This window comes from Nocardioides sp. cx-173 (genome assembly GCF_021117365.1).
In the GTDB taxonomy this organism is placed as follows: Bacteria; Actinomycetota; Actinomycetes; order Propionibacteriales; family Nocardioidaceae; genus Nocardioides.
Map to the genome: position 1 here is coordinate 2,757,780 of NZ_CP088262.1, position 15,789 is coordinate 2,773,568.

At 72.3% G+C, this 15,789-nt stretch carries 18 protein-coding genes and 1 tRNA gene; 8 read left to right on the plus strand and 11 right to left on the minus strand.

All coding sequences use genetic code 11. The features are described 5' to 3' along the window. Positions 1 to 16: 16 nt before the first annotated feature. Positions 17 to 796, plus strand: a complete 780-nt coding sequence (gene yaaA / locus LQ940_RS13330; protein ID WP_231244986.1) for a peroxide stress protein YaaA — start codon at positions 17 to 19, stop codon at positions 794 to 796. Positions 797 to 842: 46 nt separating this feature from the next. Here yaaA and LQ940_RS13335 read toward each other — a convergent pair whose 3' ends face one another. Genes LQ940_RS13335 through LQ940_RS13345 form a run of 3 tightly spaced genes read right to left on the minus strand, consistent with a single transcriptional unit; the run spans position 843 to position 3,923 of the window. Continuing rightward, positions 843 to 2,054 (minus strand): bifunctional RNase H/acid phosphatase, encoded by a 1,212-nt coding sequence (locus tag LQ940_RS13335; protein ID WP_231244985.1) that lies wholly within the window; start codon positions 2,052 to 2,054, stop codon positions 843 to 845. Continuing rightward, positions 2,051 to 2,794 (minus strand): zinc ribbon domain-containing protein, encoded by a 744-nt coding sequence (locus LQ940_RS13340; RefSeq protein ID WP_442939792.1) that lies wholly within the window; start codon positions 2,792 to 2,794, stop codon positions 2,051 to 2,053. The genes LQ940_RS13335 and LQ940_RS13340 overlap by 4 nt, the downstream gene beginning before the upstream one ends. Before the next feature lie 10 nt (positions 2,795 to 2,804). Beyond that, positions 2,805 to 3,923: a Nif3-like dinuclear metal center hexameric protein gene (locus tag LQ940_RS13345; protein WP_231244983.1), complete on the minus strand. Its 1,119-nt coding sequence runs from the start codon at positions 3,921 to 3,923 to the stop codon at positions 2,805 to 2,807. A gap of 71 nt (positions 3,924 to 3,994) precedes the next feature. Between LQ940_RS13345 and LQ940_RS13350 the strand changes: the two genes are divergently transcribed. Continuing rightward, on the plus strand, positions 3,995 to 4,315 hold the full coding sequence (locus LQ940_RS13350; RefSeq protein ID WP_231244982.1) for an antibiotic biosynthesis monooxygenase family protein: 321 nt from the start codon (positions 3,995 to 3,997) through the stop codon (positions 4,313 to 4,315). 150 nt (positions 4,316 to 4,465) lie between these two features. On the opposite strand, the gene LQ940_RS13355 is transcribed toward LQ940_RS13350, so the two are convergent. After that, positions 4,466 to 6,034 carry an AMP-binding protein gene (locus LQ940_RS13355; RefSeq protein WP_231244981.1) on the minus strand — a complete coding sequence of 523 codons (1,569 nt, stop codon included), beginning with the start codon at positions 6,032 to 6,034 and terminating at the stop codon, positions 4,466 to 4,468. Positions 6,035 to 6,250: 216 nt separating this feature from the next. Between LQ940_RS13355 and LQ940_RS13360 the strand changes: the two genes are divergently transcribed. From LQ940_RS13360 to LQ940_RS13375, 4 genes are read left to right on the plus strand one after another with little or no spacing between them, the layout of a single operon-like run. Continuing rightward, positions 6,251 to 6,634 carry a hypothetical protein gene (locus tag LQ940_RS13360; protein WP_231244980.1) on the plus strand — a complete coding sequence of 128 codons (384 nt, stop codon included), beginning with the start codon at positions 6,251 to 6,253 and terminating at the stop codon, positions 6,632 to 6,634. After that, positions 6,588 to 8,087 (plus strand): sensor histidine kinase, encoded by a 1,500-nt coding sequence (locus LQ940_RS13365; RefSeq protein ID WP_231244979.1) that lies wholly within the window; start codon positions 6,588 to 6,590, stop codon positions 8,085 to 8,087. Before LQ940_RS13360 ends, LQ940_RS13365 begins: the two co-directional genes overlap by 47 nt. Beyond that, a complete protein-coding gene (locus tag LQ940_RS13370) occupies positions 8,072 to 8,743 on the plus strand; it encodes a response regulator transcription factor (RefSeq protein WP_231244978.1) in 672 nt (223 codons plus the stop codon). Before LQ940_RS13365 ends, LQ940_RS13370 begins: the two co-directional genes overlap by 16 nt. A 35-nt stretch (positions 8,744 to 8,778) precedes the next feature. After that, positions 8,779 to 9,312: a hypothetical protein gene (locus LQ940_RS13375; protein ID WP_231244977.1), complete on the plus strand. Its 534-nt coding sequence runs from the start codon at positions 8,779 to 8,781 to the stop codon at positions 9,310 to 9,312. Here the strand turns inward: LQ940_RS13375 and LQ940_RS13380 are convergent. The 3 genes from LQ940_RS13380 to LQ940_RS13390 all read right to left on the minus strand — a co-directional run bounded on the left by LQ940_RS13380 (position 9,296) and on the right by LQ940_RS13390 (position 11,390). Beyond that, entirely contained in the window at positions 9,296 to 10,177 is an 882-nt protein-coding gene (locus tag LQ940_RS13380) for a serine/threonine-protein kinase (protein WP_231244976.1), read from the minus strand. The two genes, LQ940_RS13375 and LQ940_RS13380, sit on opposite strands and share 17 nt — an antisense overlap. Positions 10,178 to 10,188: 11 nt before the next feature. After that, on the minus strand, positions 10,189 to 10,590 hold the full coding sequence (locus tag LQ940_RS13385) for a hypothetical protein (RefSeq protein WP_231244975.1): 402 nt from the start codon (positions 10,588 to 10,590) through the stop codon (positions 10,189 to 10,191). A 110-nt stretch (positions 10,591 to 10,700) separates the two neighbouring features. Continuing rightward, entirely contained in the window at positions 10,701 to 11,390 is a 690-nt protein-coding gene (locus LQ940_RS13390) for a DNA alkylation repair protein (protein WP_231244974.1), read from the minus strand. Positions 11,391 to 11,564: 174 nt separating this feature from the next. Between LQ940_RS13390 and LQ940_RS13395 the strand changes: the two genes are divergently transcribed. Continuing rightward, complete coding sequence (locus LQ940_RS13395; RefSeq protein ID WP_231244973.1) at positions 11,565 to 12,074, plus strand: SigE family RNA polymerase sigma factor; 510 nt, start codon at positions 11,565 to 11,567, stop codon at positions 12,072 to 12,074. 11 nt (positions 12,075 to 12,085) lie between these two features. Then, positions 12,086 to 12,859 carry a hypothetical protein gene (locus LQ940_RS13400; RefSeq protein WP_231244972.1) on the plus strand — a complete coding sequence of 258 codons (774 nt, stop codon included), beginning with the start codon at positions 12,086 to 12,088 and terminating at the stop codon, positions 12,857 to 12,859. A gap of 18 nt (positions 12,860 to 12,877) precedes the next feature. On the opposite strand, the gene LQ940_RS13405 is transcribed toward LQ940_RS13400, so the two are convergent. The 4 genes from LQ940_RS13405 to LQ940_RS13420 form a co-directional block, all read right to left on the minus strand. Next, positions 12,878 to 12,952: transfer RNA gene (locus LQ940_RS13405), tRNA-Val, on the minus strand. Between the two features lie 165 nt (positions 12,953 to 13,117). Then, positions 13,118 to 13,582 (minus strand): peroxiredoxin, encoded by a 465-nt coding sequence (locus LQ940_RS13410; protein ID WP_231244971.1) that lies wholly within the window; start codon positions 13,580 to 13,582, stop codon positions 13,118 to 13,120. Then, positions 13,579 to 15,198: an AMP-binding protein gene (locus LQ940_RS13415; protein WP_231244970.1), complete on the minus strand. Its 1,620-nt coding sequence runs from the start codon at positions 15,196 to 15,198 to the stop codon at positions 13,579 to 13,581. The genes LQ940_RS13410 and LQ940_RS13415 overlap by 4 nt, the downstream gene beginning before the upstream one ends. Before the next feature lie 47 nt (positions 15,199 to 15,245). Further along, entirely contained in the window at positions 15,246 to 15,686 is a 441-nt protein-coding gene (locus LQ940_RS13420) for a DUF3052 domain-containing protein (RefSeq protein WP_269217211.1), read from the minus strand. Positions 15,687 to 15,789: the final 103 nt, after the last annotated feature.

Here is a 15,789-nt window from a genome sequence, read left to right on the forward strand (position 1 = left end):
GCTCTAGGGTTGCGGCGTGCTGATCCTGCTGCCGCCCAGCGAGGGCAAGTCCGCCCCGCGCCGGGGCAAGCCCCTCGACCTCGCCAGCCTCGGCAGCCCGGGTCTGACGCCGGCCCGTGAGCGGGTGCTCGACGCACTGGTCAAGCTGTGCGAGGGCGACCCGGACGTGGCCGCCAAGACCCTCGGCGTGCCCAAGACGCAGCTCGACCTGGTCCGTCTCAACGCCGAGGTGCGGCGGGCGCCCACGGCCCGGGCCGACCAGGTCTACAGCGGCGTCGTCTACGAGTCGCTGGGCTTCGCGACGCTCTCCCCCGCGGCCAAGCGCCGGGCAAGCAGCCGCGTCGCCGTGACCAGCAGCGTGTTCGGGCTGGTCCGCCCTGCTGATCGGATCCCGGCGTACCGCCTCTCCGGCGACGCCGGCCTGCCCGGTCTCGGCGGCATCGCCGCCCACTGGCGCGACCATCTGGGCGACGCGGTCACCGAGGCGATGGGCACCGGGCTCCTGGTCGACCTGCGATCCGGGACCTACGCCGCCTTCTGGCGCCCACCGGCCGAGCTGGCGCCCCGCGTGGCGACCGTCCGGGTCCTGCACGAGGTCGACGGCCGGCGCCAGGTCGTGAGCCACTTCAACAAGGCGACCAAGGGCCGGATCGTGCGGGCGCTGCTCGAGGACGGCCGCGACCCGCGCACCCCGGTGAGGCTCGCCGAGGTGCTGCGCGACCTCGGGTGGACCGTCGAGGTCGGCGACCCCACGGCGAAGGGCACCCAGCTCGACGTGGTGGTCGCCCAGCTCTGACCGGTCCGATCCCACGGTCACGCGCGCCGCGCCGCGTTGTGGCTTGCTACCAGCCCGAGGGGTCCGCGAACGGGTCGCGGGCCGGGGGCAGCGCGTTGTAGAGGCGCATCGACGTACGCGGCTCGTCGCCGGTCGGTCCCCGGCCGAAGAACGACACGACGGTCACCGACGCGGGGGTGAGCTCCATCCGGAACACCGCGTCCAGCGGGGCACTGACGGCGTGGCTGACCAGCGTCTTGATCGGCGTCACGTGGCTCACCACGACGACGGTCCTACCCGGATGCTCGTCGAGGACCCGCTGCAACCCCGCGAGCACCCGCTCCTCCACCACCCGGAACGACTCGCCGCCCTCCGGGGCGGCGTCAAGGGAGCCGAGCCACTCACGCAACGCGTCGGGGTGGCGCTCGCCGACCTCGGCGAAGGTGAGTCCGTCCCAGACCCCGAACTCCATCTCCGCGAAGCCCGGCTCCACGGCCACGTCCTTGCCCAGCACCTCGGCGACGATCTCGGCCGACTCGAGCGTACGGCGCACCGGCGAGGCGATCACGGCATCCACCCGCTCGGCGATGGGAGCGAGCCACTGGGCGGTGGCACGCACCTGGTCGCGGCCCTCGTCGCTCAAGCCGGGGTTGGCACTCGCCAGGCCACCGGAGAAGCGCTTCGCCACCGTGTGCGCCGTGACCCCGTGGCGCACCAGGATCAGCGTGGTCGGGGCGCCGGCGCCGGCGGACCAGCCGCGGACCTGGCTCTGAACCGACGCCGGTGGGTCGCCGGCCGCGGCCGCTCCGGGGCTCTCGATCTCCTCGATCAGCGAGTCCTCGTCCTCCACGCGCGCCGGCACAGTGACGCCGTCGCGGACACCGTCGAGGGCCTCGTTGGCCAGCCGGTCGGCGTAGGAGTTCAGCTCGCGCGGCACCCAGGTGTACGTCGTCCCGGCCGGCGCCAGCCGGGTCGCCTCGGCCGCGAGCGGGCGCATGTCGGGGTGCTTGATCTTCCAGCGTCCCGACATCTGCTCGACCACGAGCTTGGAGTCCATGCGGACCTCCACCTCGGCGTCCGGGGCATGGTCCTGCGCCAGGCGCAGGCCGGCGATCAGGCCGGAGTACTCCGCGACGTTGTTGGTCGCCCGACCGATCGTGCTGCCGTCCTCGGCCAGCACGGTGCCGGTTTCGGCGTCGCGCAGCACGGCGCCGTACGCCGCCGGGCCGGGGTTGCCGCGCGAGCCTCCGTCCGCCTCGATGATGACGCGGCGAGTCACAGCCCGGACTCGCCGGTGCGCACCAGGATCCGCTGGCACTCCTCGCAGCGGACGACCTCGTCGCTCGGCTTGGCGCGGATCACGGCGAGCTCGGCGTTGTCGATGGTGAGCTGGCAGCCGCTGCAGCGGCGCTGGCGCAGCTCGGCGGCGCCCACGCCGCCCTTGCTCTCCCGCAGGCGGTCGTAGAGCGCCAGCAGGTCCGCGGGCAGCCCCTCGACGGCGGGGGCGCGCTCGGCGACCGCGGTCTGGAGCTCCACGTCGATCGCGGCCGCCTTCTCGTCACGCGATGCGACCAGGTCGGCCAGCCGGATGTCGACGGCGGTGAGCTTCTCGGTGAGCTCGGTGAGCGCGGCCTGGGCCTGCTCGAGCTGCTCCATGACCTCGAGCTCCTCGTCCTCGAGCGTCGAGATCCGGCGCTCCAGCGAGGTGAGCTCGTGCTGCATGCGCTCGAGGTCCTTGGGGTTGGTGATGGCACCGGAGTCCATCCGGTCGCGATCGCGGGCGCGGCGTGCCTTGACCTGCTCGACGTCGGCGTCGGCCTTCGCCTGCGCCGCGCTCAGGTCGTCGACCACGATCCGGGCGTCGCGGGCCTGGTCGTCGATCTCCTTGCGCTGCGCCGTGAGCGTCGCGATCTCGGCGTGCTCCGGGAGGTGCGAGCGCTGGTACCGCAGCTGGTCGGCCTTCGCGTCCAGGGCCTGGACGTCGAGCAGCTTCAGTTGGGCGAACGGGTCGGCTTTCAGCGGGTGCTCCTCAGATGCGGGTGGTCCACGGGTCCGTGACGGTCGTGCTCACGTGGGTCACCACCGTATCGCCCAGGACCTCACGCAGCTTCGCCTCCACCACCGGGAGCCAGGTCCACTCCGCGGCCCAGTGCGCCACGTCGACCAGGGCGGGCCCCGCCTTCTCGACGAACTCGCTCGCCGGGTGGTGGCGCAGGTCGCTGGTGAGGTAGACGTCGGCGTCGGTGCGCAGCACGTCGTCGAGCAGGAAGTCTCCCGCTCCCCCGCACAGCGCCACCCGTCGTACGACGCGGTCCGGGTCGCCGGCGACCCGGACGCCGTGCGCGGTCTGCGGCAGCACCTGCGCGACGTGCTCGGCGAACTCCCTCAGCGTCGTGGGGGCGACCGAGCCGATCCGCCCGGTGCCGGTGGTGGCACCGCTGGGGTCGGCCAGCTCGACGACGTCGTAGGCCGGCTGCTCGTAGGGGTGCGAGAGAAGCACGGCGCGCACCACCTCGGCCCGCAGGGCGCGCTCCAGGACCACCTCGATCCGGACCTCGTCGACGGTCTCGATGCTGCCGACGGTGCCGATCGCCGGGTCGGCGCCCTCGAGCGGGCGGAACCGGCCCTGACCCTGGGAGGTGAACGACGCGAAGTCGTAGTCGCCGATGCGCCCGGCTCCGGCCTCCGCAATGGCCGCGCGCAGCGGCGCCGCGGCGTCGGCCGGCACGTAGACGGTCAGCTTGTCGCGCGGTGGCCCGTCCTGGGCCAGGAGCGGCGTGACCTCGGTGAGCCCGAGGGCGTCCGCCAGGGCCGCGGACACGCCGTCCTCGGCGAGGTCCGCGTTGGTGTGGGCCGTCAGCAGCGCGCACCCCGCCGCGGTGAGCGTCGCGAGGGTCCGGCCCTTGGGGGTCGTCGCGGCGACGCTGTGCACCGGCTTGAGGAACAGCGGATGGTGCACGACCAGCAGGTCGGCCCCCCACTCCGCCGCCTCACGGGCGACCTCGATGGTCGGGTCGACCGCGAACATCACCTTCGCGACGGCGGCGTCGGGGTCGCCGGACACCAGCCCGACGGCGTCCCACCCCTCCGCCGTGCTCGGCGGGTACCACGCGTGCAACCGGTCGATGACGTCCTGGAGGGTCGGCATGCGGTCAGGCTAGTGGCGCTCGTGGGTGGTGTGCCGCAGCCCCCCTCCCCCTGGCGTCCTAGGCTCGGACCATGCCCGTCGTGAAGATCAACGCCATCAGTGTCCCGCCGCAGGCCCACGAGGAGCTCGAGAGGCGCTTCGCCGCCCGGGCCGGCACGGTCGAGGGATCGCCGGGATTCCTCGGCTTCCAGCTGCTGCGGCCGGTGCAGGGCGAGGAGCGCTACTTCGTCGTGACCCAGTGGGAGGACGAGGAGTCGTTCGCCGCCTGGCGCGACGGCGACGCCCATGCCGCCCACGCCGGCCCCCAGGACGGCGCTGAGCGCCCGAAGCCCGTCGCCAGCGGCGCGGAGCTGCTGGAGTTCGAGGTGGTCCTCGACGTCAAGCCCAGCTGAGCGAGCCGCCCCCCGACGGGGGCCGCACGCCCGCGCGCTGCTCAGCTTCTCCACGAGTCACACGAGCCGTGGGAAACAGGCGCCTTCCGTATGAACCTTCGTCGGGGAGGCGTGAGTTTCACCGGGTGCCCGGTGAAACTCGCCGACGCCTCAGTTGACCTGGCGGTCGTAGCCCTTCCAGTAGGCCTCGCGCAGCTTGAACTTCTGCAGCTTGCCGGTCGCGGTGCGCGCCAGCTCGTCGCGGAACTCGATCGAGGTCGGCGCCTTGTAGCCGGCCGCCTTGTCCTTGCACCAGGCGATCAGCTCCGCCTCGCTCGCCGAGGCACGCTCCGCGAGCACGACGAGGGCCTTGATCGTCTCGCCCCACCTCTCGCTGGGGACCCCGATCACGGCGACCTCGGCCACGGCCGGGTGGGAGAAGAGCACGTCCTCCACCTCGATCGAGGAGACGTTCTCGCCGCCGGTGATGATCACGTCCTTCTTGCGGTCCTGGATGGTGAGGTAGCCGTCGTCGCCGATGGCCCCGCCGTCGCCGGTGTGGAACCACCCATCGCGCAAGGCCACCGCGCTCTCCTCCGGCTGCTCCCAGTAGCCCTCGAGCACCACGTTGGAGCGGGCCAGCACCTCGCCGCCGCCCTCCTCGGAGTCGTCGATCCTGAGCCGTACGCCGAGCGCCGGCGCCCCGGCGCGCACCAGCTTCTGCGCCCGGTCCTGCGCGGACAGGTCGTCCCACTCCTCGCGTGAGCGGTTGATGGTCAGCAGCGGCGAGGTCTCGGTGAGGCCGTAGATCTGGATGAACTCCCAGCCCAGCTCCTCCTGCACGCGTACGACGGTCTTCGTGGGCGGCGGAGCGCCCGCCATGATGATGCGGACCCGGTCGCGCCCAGGGATCTCGCCCTCCCAGTCCTGGGCCGCCTCGAGGACCGCGGCCGCGACCGCGGGCGCCGCGCACATCACGGTCACGCCGTGGTCCCGCACTCGACGCAGGATCTCCGCCCCGTCGATCTTGCGGATCATCACCTGGCGCACGCCGAGGCCGGTCATGGCGAACGGCATCCCCCACCCGTTGGCGTGGAACTGCGGCAGCGTGTGCAGGTAGACGTCGCGGTCGGTGACGCCGGCGTGCATCGCGAAGGTGACGGCGTTGACCCAGATGTTGCGGTGGGTGATCTGCACGCCCTTGGGACGCGCGGTCGTCCCGGAGGTGTAGTTGATGGTGGCCGTGGCGTTCTCGTCGGGCTCCCAGGCCTGCGGCTCGGGTCCCCCGTCCTCGGGTGCCGCCGCGTAGAGGTCGTCGTCCTGGCCGATCACGAACCGGTGCTCTGCGGTGACCCCACGCAGCTCCTCGTCGAGCTCCGGGTCGACGATCAGCACCCGCGCCCCGGAGTGCTCGACGATGTAGCGCACCTCGTCGGGGCGGAGCCGGAAGTTCACCGGCACCAGCACCCGGCCGAAGCCGGCGACGCCGAAGAACGACGTCAGCAGCCGCGAGCTGTTGTGGCTCACCACGGCGACCCGGTCCCCCACCCCGATGCCGAGCTCGTCCAGCTTGGCCGCCTGGCGGCGCGCCAGCGCCCCCATCTCGGCATAGGTGAGCTCGCCCCGCTCGTTGCCGAGCGGCCGGGCCGGCTGCACGGGCTCGTCCACGGCCCCGACCCGGGCGCCGTAGACCTGGACCGCGCGGTCGAGGAAGTCGGAGATGCTGAACGGGACGATCAACTGGGGCCTCCCGGGGACGGCGCGGTGGTGACGGTGCGTGTGACGGGGCCCACTGTAGTGAGCCGCGCTCGAGCGTCGGCCCGGACCCGCGAGGCAGCCTGCCGAGGTAGCGACGGCCTTTGTCCTTCTGGCCCCGCAGCACCCTGCGCATGCCTCGTGAGAGTCCTCTCATACGGCTCTCACCCGGGGTCCACGATGGGGGATGATCGTGGGGTCATGAGCAGGTTCTGGAAGATCGTCCTCGCGCTGGCCCTGGTGCTCCCGGTCAGCGCCTTCGTCGTCGGGTCCCTGGCCGCGTCGTCGGCCGACGAGCCGGCGCGCCGCGACCCGATCCTGATCGAGGACTCCTCGTCGCCGTCCACGCGACCGACGCCCACACCGTCCGGCGACCCGTCGCCGTCCCACACCGGACGCTCCGACGACGAGTCCCACGACGAGTCCGACGACCCCGACGACATCGACGACATCGACGTGATCAGGCCCGAGCCCGGCGAGGTGGACGACGACGACCACTCCGGTCACGGACACGGCGGTGACGACCGAGACGACCGCGATGACCGGGACGACCACTCCGGCCGCGGCGGTGGCGACGACGACTGAGCCGCCCGCACCTGCCGGCCCCCGACCGCGCCGGTCGGGGGTCTCCGTACGCGTGCGGATCACCGCCGCGGTGGCCGCGCTGGTGCTCCTCGCGCTCTCGGTCGCGGGCGCGATCGTCTACGTCATCGAGAGCCAGCGCCTCGAGCAGCAGACCGTCGACGCCGTCGAGCAGGAGCTGGACGAGTTCGCGGCGTTCACGCAGTCTCGAGGCCGGGGCGTCACCGAGGTCGGCTCCCTGCTGCGCGCCTTCATGGCCGGCAGCGTCCCCGACGACGACGAGCTGCTGGTCGGCTGGGTCGGCGACCGGCCGACCCAGCAGTTCCCGCGTGACGACCCGCTCCCCCGCGACGCCGCCTTCCAGACGGCCGCCGCTCCCCTGGTGCGCGATGGTGGCTCGACCCGTCTCGACACCGCCGAGGGCGAGGTGCTCGTCACGGCTCAGCCCGTCGTCCTCGGCGAGCAGCGCGGCGCGCTCGTGGTCGTCGTCCAGCTCGACGAGGGACGCGGCGGCCTGCGCGACACGATGCGCACCTACGCCATCGTGGCCGCGCTGTCGCTGCTGCTGGTCACGGCGGCCGCGTTCTGGCAGGCGGGTCGGCTGCTCGCGCCGCTGAGGGTGTTGCGCGAGAGCGCCGAGGCGATCGGCGAGACCGACCTGTCCCGGCGGGTCCCCGAGTCGGGCAACGACGACATCACCGCCCTGACCCACACCGTCAACGGCATGCTGGAGCGGCTGGAGGCGGCGTTCGTGGGCCAGCGCCGGTTCCTCGACGACGCCGGCCACGAGCTGCGCACGCCGCTGACCGTCCTGCGCGGCCACCTCGAGCTGCTCGACACCGGCGACCCCGAGGAGGTCGCCGAGACCCGTGCCCTGCTGCTTGACGAGGTCGACCGGATGTCGCGGCTCGTCGGCGACCTGATCCTGCTGGCCAAGAGCGACCGCCCGGACTTCGTCACCCCGGCGGAGGTCGACCTCGAGCACCTCACCGAGGACGTCCTCGCCAAGGCCCGCGCGCTCGGCGACCGCGAGTGGCTCCTGGACGCCACGGCCGCGGTCACCATGCACCTGGACGGCCAGCGACTGACCCAGGCCCTGCTTCAGCTCGCCGACAACGCGGTCAAGCACACGGCTCCCGGAGACGTCGTGGCCATCGGCTCCTCCTACGACAGCGGCACGGCCAGGCTGTGGGTGCGCGACACCGGCCCCGGGGTCGCACCGGAGGACCGGGAGGCGATCTTCGAGCGGTTCGGGCGGGGCCGGGTCGCCGAGCACGATGAGGGCTTCGGCCTGGGGCTGTCGATCGTGCGCGCGATCGCGCAGGCACACGGCGGGGACGTGGCGGTCGAGGACGCTCAGCCGCGCGGCGCCCGGTTCGTGATCACGCTGCCCGGCCCGGCGAGCGCCGCCGCGCCGACCGTCGTACTGGAGGAGGAGCCATGGCCCGCATCCTGATCGTCGAGGACGAGGCGCGCATCGCCTCGTTCCTCGCCAAGGGCCTCCGGGCCGACGGCCACGTCGCCACGGTTGTCGCCGACGGCGTCATCGGGCTGGACCACGCGCTCAGCGGCGAGCACGACCTGATGATCCTCGACATCGGGCTGCCGAGGCTGGACGGCTTCGACGTGCTCGACCAGCTGCGCTCGCAAGGGTCGCGGCTGCCGGTCATCGTGCTCACCGCCCGCGACTCGGTCACCGACACCGTCTCCGCGCTGGAGGGCGGGGCCGACGACTACATGGCCAAGCCCTTCCGCTTCGCCGAGCTGCTGGCCCGCGTGCGGCTGCGGCTGCGGCAGGCGGGAGCCGGCGACCGCGGCGGTGCCCCGGAGGCCCTCGAGGCCGGCGGCGTACGCCTCGACCTGCGCACCCGCCGCGCGACCGTGGGCGGCAAGGAGCAGGACCTGTCGGCCAGGGAGTTCGCCCTGGCCGAGATCTTCATGCTCAACGCCGGACAGGTGCTCTCACGCGAGCAGCTGCTCGACCACGTGTGGGGCTACGACTTCGACCCGGGGTCCAACATCGTCGACGTCTACGTCGGCTACCTGCGCCGCAAGTTCGGCGCCGCCACGATCGAGACCGTGCGCGGCATGGGCTACCGGTTCGGTTCCTGACGCGGATCCGGCGGCGGCTGTGGCAGGCTCCGGACGTGGACAGGTACGGGCCGCTGCGCTCACCGCGAGGTCGCGTCGACGTCGAGGTGCGCCCCGACGTGCTCGAGCTCCATCCCCGCAACTCCCCCTTCGACCTCGCGGACGGCGCCGAGATCGGGCTGGTCGTCGGCGCGATCGCCGTCGCCGTCGCGGGCACCTTCCTGCCCGAGCCGCTCAACTATGCCTGCTTCATCCTGGCCGCAGTGGTCATCGTCGGCCTCGCGCTGACCTACGTCGTCGCCTACGCCGCTGCGGCCGTCATGCTGGTGGTGACCCTCGTCCGGCTGGTGACCAGGAAGGGCCGGCGTCGGGTGCGCAGCTCGGTCGACAACCTCCTGCGCGCGACCACGGCCGGCACCTGGAAGGTGCCTCGCGGCGACGTCCAGTGGGTGTCCCCGATCGACCGCTCGCTGCGACCGCGTCTGCGCCTCGGCCTGCCCCACGGCGAGCTGGTGCTGACCGCGTGGGCCTGGCGTCGCGCTCAGCTCGAGGGCCTGGCGCAGGAGCTCGCCGTCAGCGTCGAACCTTGAACGTGAGCCGCGCCGGCGGCTGTGCCGACAGCACCGGCTCGAGCGCGCCGGCCACCTCCCGCGGCTCCGGACGCTCGGTCGGGTCTGCGGCGAGCATCGCGTAGACCGTCTTGGCGACGTCGGCGGGCGTCCCGTCGGGCAGCGCGTACGGCTCCTCGACCAGCTGCGGGTAGCGCAGGGTGAGGTCCGCGGACCCCCGGTCCCCGTCGTCGAAGGGCCGGTAGCCCGCGATCGCCTCGAAGAGCGTCGCGCCCAGGCCCCAGACGTCGCTGGCGTGACCGGGCGCACCTGCCTGTCCGGGGGCGCACTGCTCGGGTGACATGTAGGCGTCGGTGCCGATCGTGCTGGTCAGCTCGGCGGCACGGTGCCCCGGTCGCGCCACCGACAGGTCGATCAGCCGTGCGGGCGCGCCCATGATCACGTTGCTGGGCTTGATGTCGAGGTGCACGACGTCGACGTGGCGGAAGTAGTGCAGCGCCGAGGCGATGTCGACGGCCAGCGGCAGGTACTGCTGCTCCTGCAGCGGGCCGTGGCGACGTACCAGCGTCGAGAGCCGCGGCCCGTCGATGTGCTCCAGGACCAGGTGCGGACGCGCGCCGCCGAGCTCGTGACGCAGCCGTCGTACGACGACCGGGTGGTTTGCCTGGTCGAGCGCGGCGGCCTCCCGGGCGAGTCCGCCCAGCGTGGCCTCGTCGTCCAGCTCCGTCGGCCGGACGACCTTGACCACCACGGGTGCGTAGGTGATCTCGTCGAAGGCGAGGTAGGCCTCGTACGCCGATCCCCCGCCGAGCAGCCGCATCGCGGTCAGCTCGGGGGTGATCGGGTCGCCCTCGCGGAGGTGCCAGCTCTCGTCGGCGCGCGTCATCGTCGCCCCCTTCAGCCGCGGGTGTTGTGCCGCGAGCGGTCGTTGGTGCGGTTCTGCGACCAGTCGACGCGGTTGTTGCCGGCACCGTCGCTGGTCCAGTCCATGCCCACCCGGTCCCGGCTGTGGTCGCGCCCGGAGTCGCGTCCCGTGCGCGTCTGGTCGCGACTGTGGGTGCCGCCGGTGCGCGTGTGCGTGCCACCGCTGGTGTTGGTGTGGGTGCCGTCCCGCTTGCCCAGGCCGGTGTCGTCGTCATCGTCGTCGGCCACGAGCACGACGTCCGGGGTGTCGTCGTCGCGCTTGAGCCCCTGGTCGTCGCTGCCCGCAGTGGCGGCGCCGATCGGGAACGCGAGGAGTCCGGTGGTCACGAGTCCGGCGACACCCAGCGTGCCGACGTGGAGAGTGGTGAGCTTCATGGTGGGTCCTTCTCTCGAGGGTGAGTTCGGTCGAGAAGGACCCTCGTCGGCGGTGGTGAGCGGTCCGTGAGCCACGCATGAGAGCACTCTCACCGCAGCACCCCCACCGGTCAGAGGTGCTTGAGCGCCTCGCGCCGGCTCAGCCCGGAGAGCCGGTCGCCCAGGCGCGCGACCTCGGCGCGCACCCAGTCGGGGTCCGTGCGGGCGTAGTCCCGAAGGGCCCAGCCGATCGCCTTGCGAAGCCAGAACGACCGGTCCTCCAGGTTGTGCTCGATCGCGTCGCGCAGCAGCACGACGTCGGTCTCCCCCTTGGCTCCCAGCTGGGACAGGACCGCCGTACGCCGCAGCCACAGGTGGTCGTCGGTCATCCAGGCCCGCATGACGGGAGCCACCTTCTGGCGGTGACTGCGCAGCGTGGGCGCCACCAGGTGCGCGGCGATCTCGTCGACGAGGTCCCACCACGCGCCGGTGACGACGAGGTGGCGCCACAGGTCCAGCGATCCGGGGTCCAGCCACTCGCGCGCCAGCCGGTGCCTGGCCACGGCCAGCGCCGCGTACCTCTCCTCGCGGTAGGCCGCCTCGTCCCACAGCGCGCGTACCGTCGCGGTCCACTCCTCCCGCGACGCCGGTCGGTAGAGCGCCAGCGGCGGCCGCAGGACCTTTCGCAGCTCGGGCGCGCCGATGCCCCGGTAGGGCATCACGCTCTTCATGTACGCCTGCTGCGCGCGCGCTCGCTCGGCGTCGCCGGCCGCGGCCAGCGCGGCCCGCACGCTCTCGACGAGGTCGCGGTCCCCGGGCATGACTCCATTCCACACCGTCACGCGCGGGACGGGCGCGAAGGACGCCAGGATGGGAAGGTGGCGAGGCGCAACCCGCTCCTCGGGCCCGTGACACATTCTCGGCGCTGGTCTCGTCGTAGGGGTGAGAGACACCGACACCCAGAGGACGTGGTCCTCACCGGCGCAGGAGGACATGTGCAGCGCACCGATCGGGACGACTTCGAGCAGTTCGCTCGGGCGCGCTCCCACGAGCTGCTCCGCGCCGGATGGCTGCTGACGGGCGATCGACACCGCGGTGAGGATCTGGCCCAGGAGACGCTGGCCCGCGTCTTCTCGAAGTGGTCGCGGGTGAAAGCCGCCGACAACCCGGCTGCCTACGCCCGCACGATCCTGACCCGGATCTACCTCGACTCCGTACGGCGCCGCAGCTCCACCGAGGTGCCGCTCGCCGACCCGCCGCAGGCCCGGGCGGCCACGCCCGACAGTGACCTGCGACAGGTGCTGGTGGCGGCGTTGCGCGAGCTGACCCCGGTGGATCGCGCGGTGGTCGTGCACCGGTACCTGCTCGACGCCGATGTCGCCACCGTGGCCCGCGATCTCTCGCTCAGCGAGAACGCGGTGCGCACCAGGTCCTCACGCTCTCTCGCCCGGATCCGGGAGCATCTCGGAGCCGACTTCATCGATCTGACCGAGAACAGCCGTTGAAAGGCGACGACATGACCCATGACCAGCCCCAGCAGGACGACCAGCTGATCCGCCTGATGGAGCGCGCCATGCTCCCCGTGACCGCGAGCGAGGAGCTCGTCGCCGGTGGCCTGACCCGCGGCCGGCGCCTCACCCGTCGCCGGCGCACGGCTCAGGCGGCCGGGATCGGCGCCGCGGCGCTGGCGGCGGTCGCAGCCCTGGCGGCGCCGTCCTTCCTCGGTGACCGGGACGATCAGCCCCCGTCGGCGGCGAGCGGCCCCGACGACGGCGCCTCGGGCCCCGCGGACGGCCAGACGCAGGAGCCGACGTCGGCACCCTCGGCTGACCAGCTCCCGCCCCACCTGCAGCGGGCGCAGCAGCTGCTGCTCGAGGCTCTCCCGGACGACATCCCGAGCCCGGGCTACTACCTCGCCGGTGTCGAGTATGACCCCGACGGGCGCGGTCTCGGCGAGATTCGACAGTGGGTCACGATCGACGACTCCGGGATCGCCGGGCGACAGCCCGCCAGGTGTGACCGGGTCGCCGCCTCGCCGGCCCCCGACGACTGTGTCGCGACCGAGGCCGGCTGGGTCTTCACCGGCCCGTCGCTGCCCGACGTCTCCGGCAAGCACCCGGATCTGGCCGGGATGCAGGCGATCTACATCCTGCGCGACGGCAAGATCGTCCACCTCATCGCCTACAACGCGCTGGAGGCCGCACTGGGCGGCGAGCCAACCCGTACCGACCCGGTGCTCGACGCCGACGAGCTGGTCGAGCTGGTCACCAAGACCGACTGGTTCGACTGAGCCACGACCGCTAGGTCCTGGTGGGCGCAGAGGGGATCGAACCCCCGACCACCTCGTTGTAAGCGAGGGGCTCTACCGCTGAGCTATACGCCCGTGCTCGAAGCGGGAGCAGACTACGTGACTCCCCAGCGGCATGCGAAGAGGGCCCGAAATGAGTTGAACCGCTGGCGTCTCGGGTCACCAGCGGTTCAACAAGGAAGACACTAGGGGCAGCCGGCTGGGGCCGTCAGCCGAACGCCGGAAATCGCGGCCAGCGGTCTAGACGGCTGCGGCCAGCTGCCTGAGGTGCTCGTCGAGGTCGCGCCCCTCGGGCATCGCGTTGTGGGTGGCCCAGCGCACTGTGCCGTCCTTGCCGACGACGTACGACGAGCGGAGCGGAGCGCCGGTCGCCTCGTCGAAGACGCCGTAGGCGCGGGCCACCTCCCCGTGCGGCCAGAAGTCGCTGAGCAGGGGGAAGTTCAGCCCGTCCTGGTCGGCGAACGCCCGCAGCGAGAACATCGGGTCGCACGAGATGGCCAGCACCTCGGTGTCGAAGGTGAGGAACTCCGCCAGCCGGTCGCGGATCCCGACCATCTCGCCGGTGCACACCCCGGAGAACGCGTAGGGGTAGAAGAGGATCGCCACCGCCTTGCTCCCCCGGTACGACGACAGCGTCACGTCCTGCCCGAACTGGTCGCGCAGCGTGAAGTCCGGTGCCGGTCCCCCGCACTGGATGCCGCTCATGAGTCCCTCTCGTCCTTCGCCAGCTCACGTTTGAGCACCTTGCCGGTGGAGTTGCGTGGCAGCTCGTCGAGCACGACGATCTCGCGGGGCACCTTGTAGCGCGCGAGGTTCTGCTTCACCCAGTCCTTGAGGTCGTCCTCGCCGACGTCGGCGTCCACCACCACGAACGCCTTGAGCCGCTTGCCGTAGTCGTCGTCGTCCACGCCGACCGCCGCCGCGTCGGTCACGTGCTCGTGGCGCATGAGGCAGTCCTCGACCTCCTTGGGGAACACGTTCTCCCCGCCGGAGACGATCATCTCGTCGTCACGACCCTCGACGTACAGGCGCCCGTCCTCGCCGATGCGGCCGACGTCGCCCGAGGACATCAGCCCGTCGACCATGTCCTTGTGGCCCCCGCCGGTGTAGCCCTCGAAGAGCAGGTTGTTGCCCACGAAGATCCGTCCCGACTCCCCCGCCGGCAGCTCGTGGCCCTCGGAGTCGAGGATCCGCACCACCGTCGCGTACGGCGGTCGGCCCGCGGAGGACGGCGCCTCACGCAGGTCCTGCGGGGTCGCGATCGAGGCGTAGGCGACCTCGGTCGAGCCGTAGATGTTGTAGAGGTTGTCGCCGAAGTGGTCCATCCAGCTCAGGGCCAGGTCGCCGGGCAGCGCCGAGCCGGAGGCCGCGACCACCTTCACCCGCGACAGGTCGTAGGAGGCCAGGGTGTCCTCGGGCAGCGCCAGGATCCGCTGCAGCATCACCGGGATCACCACGATCGAGTCGCAGCGCTCCGACTCGGCCGCCTCGAGCGCGCCCTCCGGGTCGAACTTGCGCCGCAGCACCACCGTCGAGCCCAGCAGCATGGCCAGGGCCAGGTGCGCGAAGCCCCAGGTGTGGAACAGCGGCGCGGCGATGTGGGTGCGCCAGCCCGCGCGCAGCGGCATCCGGGAGAGCAGCGAGACCGCCGCGTCGATGCCGGCCTCGTTGCGCGGGGCACCCTTCGGCGTACCGGTGGTGCCGGAGGTCAGGATCACGATCCGGCAGTGTCGCTGCGGCGCGTCGAGGTCGTCGGTCGACTCCGACCCGATCAGCGCCTCGACGGTGGGCACGTCGGGCTCGTCGTCGCTGTCGGCCCAGGCGACCACCCGTCGCTCGGTGGCTGCCGCGGCGAGCATCTCGGTGAACTCCTCGTCGTGCACCACCACGGTGGGCTGCTCGCGCTCGAGCACGTCGACGAGCTGAGGGCCGGCGAACGAGGTGTTGAGGTAGAGCAGGTCGGCGCCCAGCTTGGCGACGGCGATGCTCACGTCGACGAAGTACCGGTGGTTGCGGCACATCACCGCGACCGAGTCGCCCTCGCCCACGCCCTGCGCCTGCAGCGCACGGGCGAGCGCGTTGGAGCGCGTGTGCAGCTCGCCGAAGGTGAGCTCGCCCAGCTCATCGACCAGCCCGACCCGGTCGGGCATCCGCAGGGCGAGCGTCGCGAAGCCCCCAGCCGGCCCGGTGCCCCAGGTCATGACCGTCCTCAGCAGCGCGGCGAGGACGCGCGGCGAGTACGGCCGGATGATCCCGGAGCCGGCCAGCACCCTGGCACTGACCCCGAGTGAGGACGCCCGGAGGGTTAGCTTCTGGAGCACGCTCGCAGGGTACGACGGCTCGGCCGCCCGTGGGGCGCGGGGCCCGCTCAGGCGGGCGTCTTCGGCGCGACGAGGCGCGTCGCGGCCCAGTCCTTGCTGACCGCGGCCGTGGTCGTCTGCGAGAGCCCCGCGATGGGGGCGGCCTCGGCGACCGTGGCCGCGTCGACCGCGTTGGGCCGACCGATCTTGGGGGTGAGCAGCCAGATGGCGCCGCCACCGACGAGGTCGGTCAGCGAGTCGACCAGCCCATCGACGAGGTCGCCGTCCTCGCTGCGCCACCAGAGGATGACCGCGTCGACGACGTTGCCGTAGTCGGCGTCGACCATGTCGGCGTCGATGGCGTCCTCGATCGCGACGCGCAGATCGTCGTCGGTGTCGTTGTCCCAGCCGAGCTCCTGGATGACCATGCCCGGCTTGAACCCCAGCCTCTCGGCGGGGCCCGTGGCAGATCCTGTTTGGGTGGACCCGCCACCCGCGGTCGAGCTCACTGGTTCCTCCAGTCATCGAACGGTTGGGCCCGCCACGCGGCGGACCAGTGGGAGTAGTCCACCGGAGTTGGCGCAGGGGCGCAACCTCTGGCGTGCCCGCCGA

What these genes read in the sequence shown, in the direction of transcription:
- LQ940_RS13360 (WP_231244980.1), top strand. Translation starts at nt 6,251, where the DNA reads ATGAGCAGGTTCTGGAAGATCGTCCTCGCGCTGGCCCTGGTGCTCCCG.
- LQ940_RS13345 (WP_231244983.1), bottom strand. Translation starts at nt 3,923, where the DNA reads ATGCCGACCCTCCAGGACGTCATCGACCGGTTGCACGCGTGGTACCCG.
- LQ940_RS13390 (WP_231244974.1), bottom strand. Translation starts at nt 11,390, where the DNA reads ATGCCCGGGGACCGCGACCTCGTCGAGAGCGTGCGGGCCGCGCTGGCC.
- LQ940_RS13350 (WP_231244982.1), top strand. Translation starts at nt 3,995, where the DNA reads ATGCCCGTCGTGAAGATCAACGCCATCAGTGTCCCGCCGCAGGCCCAC.
- LQ940_RS13410 (WP_231244971.1), bottom strand. Translation starts at nt 13,582, where the DNA reads ATGAGCGGCATCCAGTGCGGGGGACCGGCACCGGACTTCACGCTGCGC.
- LQ940_RS13380 (WP_231244976.1), bottom strand. Translation starts at nt 10,177, where the DNA reads ATGACGCGCGCCGACGAGAGCTGGCACCTCCGCGAGGGCGACCCGATC.
- LQ940_RS13385 (WP_231244975.1), bottom strand. Translation starts at nt 10,590, where the DNA reads ATGAAGCTCACCACTCTCCACGTCGGCACGCTGGGTGTCGCCGGACTC.
- LQ940_RS13370 (WP_231244978.1), top strand. Translation starts at nt 8,072, where the DNA reads ATGGCCCGCATCCTGATCGTCGAGGACGAGGCGCGCATCGCCTCGTTC.
- LQ940_RS13400 (WP_231244972.1), top strand. Translation starts at nt 12,086, where the DNA reads ATGACCCATGACCAGCCCCAGCAGGACGACCAGCTGATCCGCCTGATG.
- LQ940_RS13365 (WP_231244979.1), top strand. Translation starts at nt 6,588, where the DNA reads ATGACCGGGACGACCACTCCGGCCGCGGCGGTGGCGACGACGACTGAG.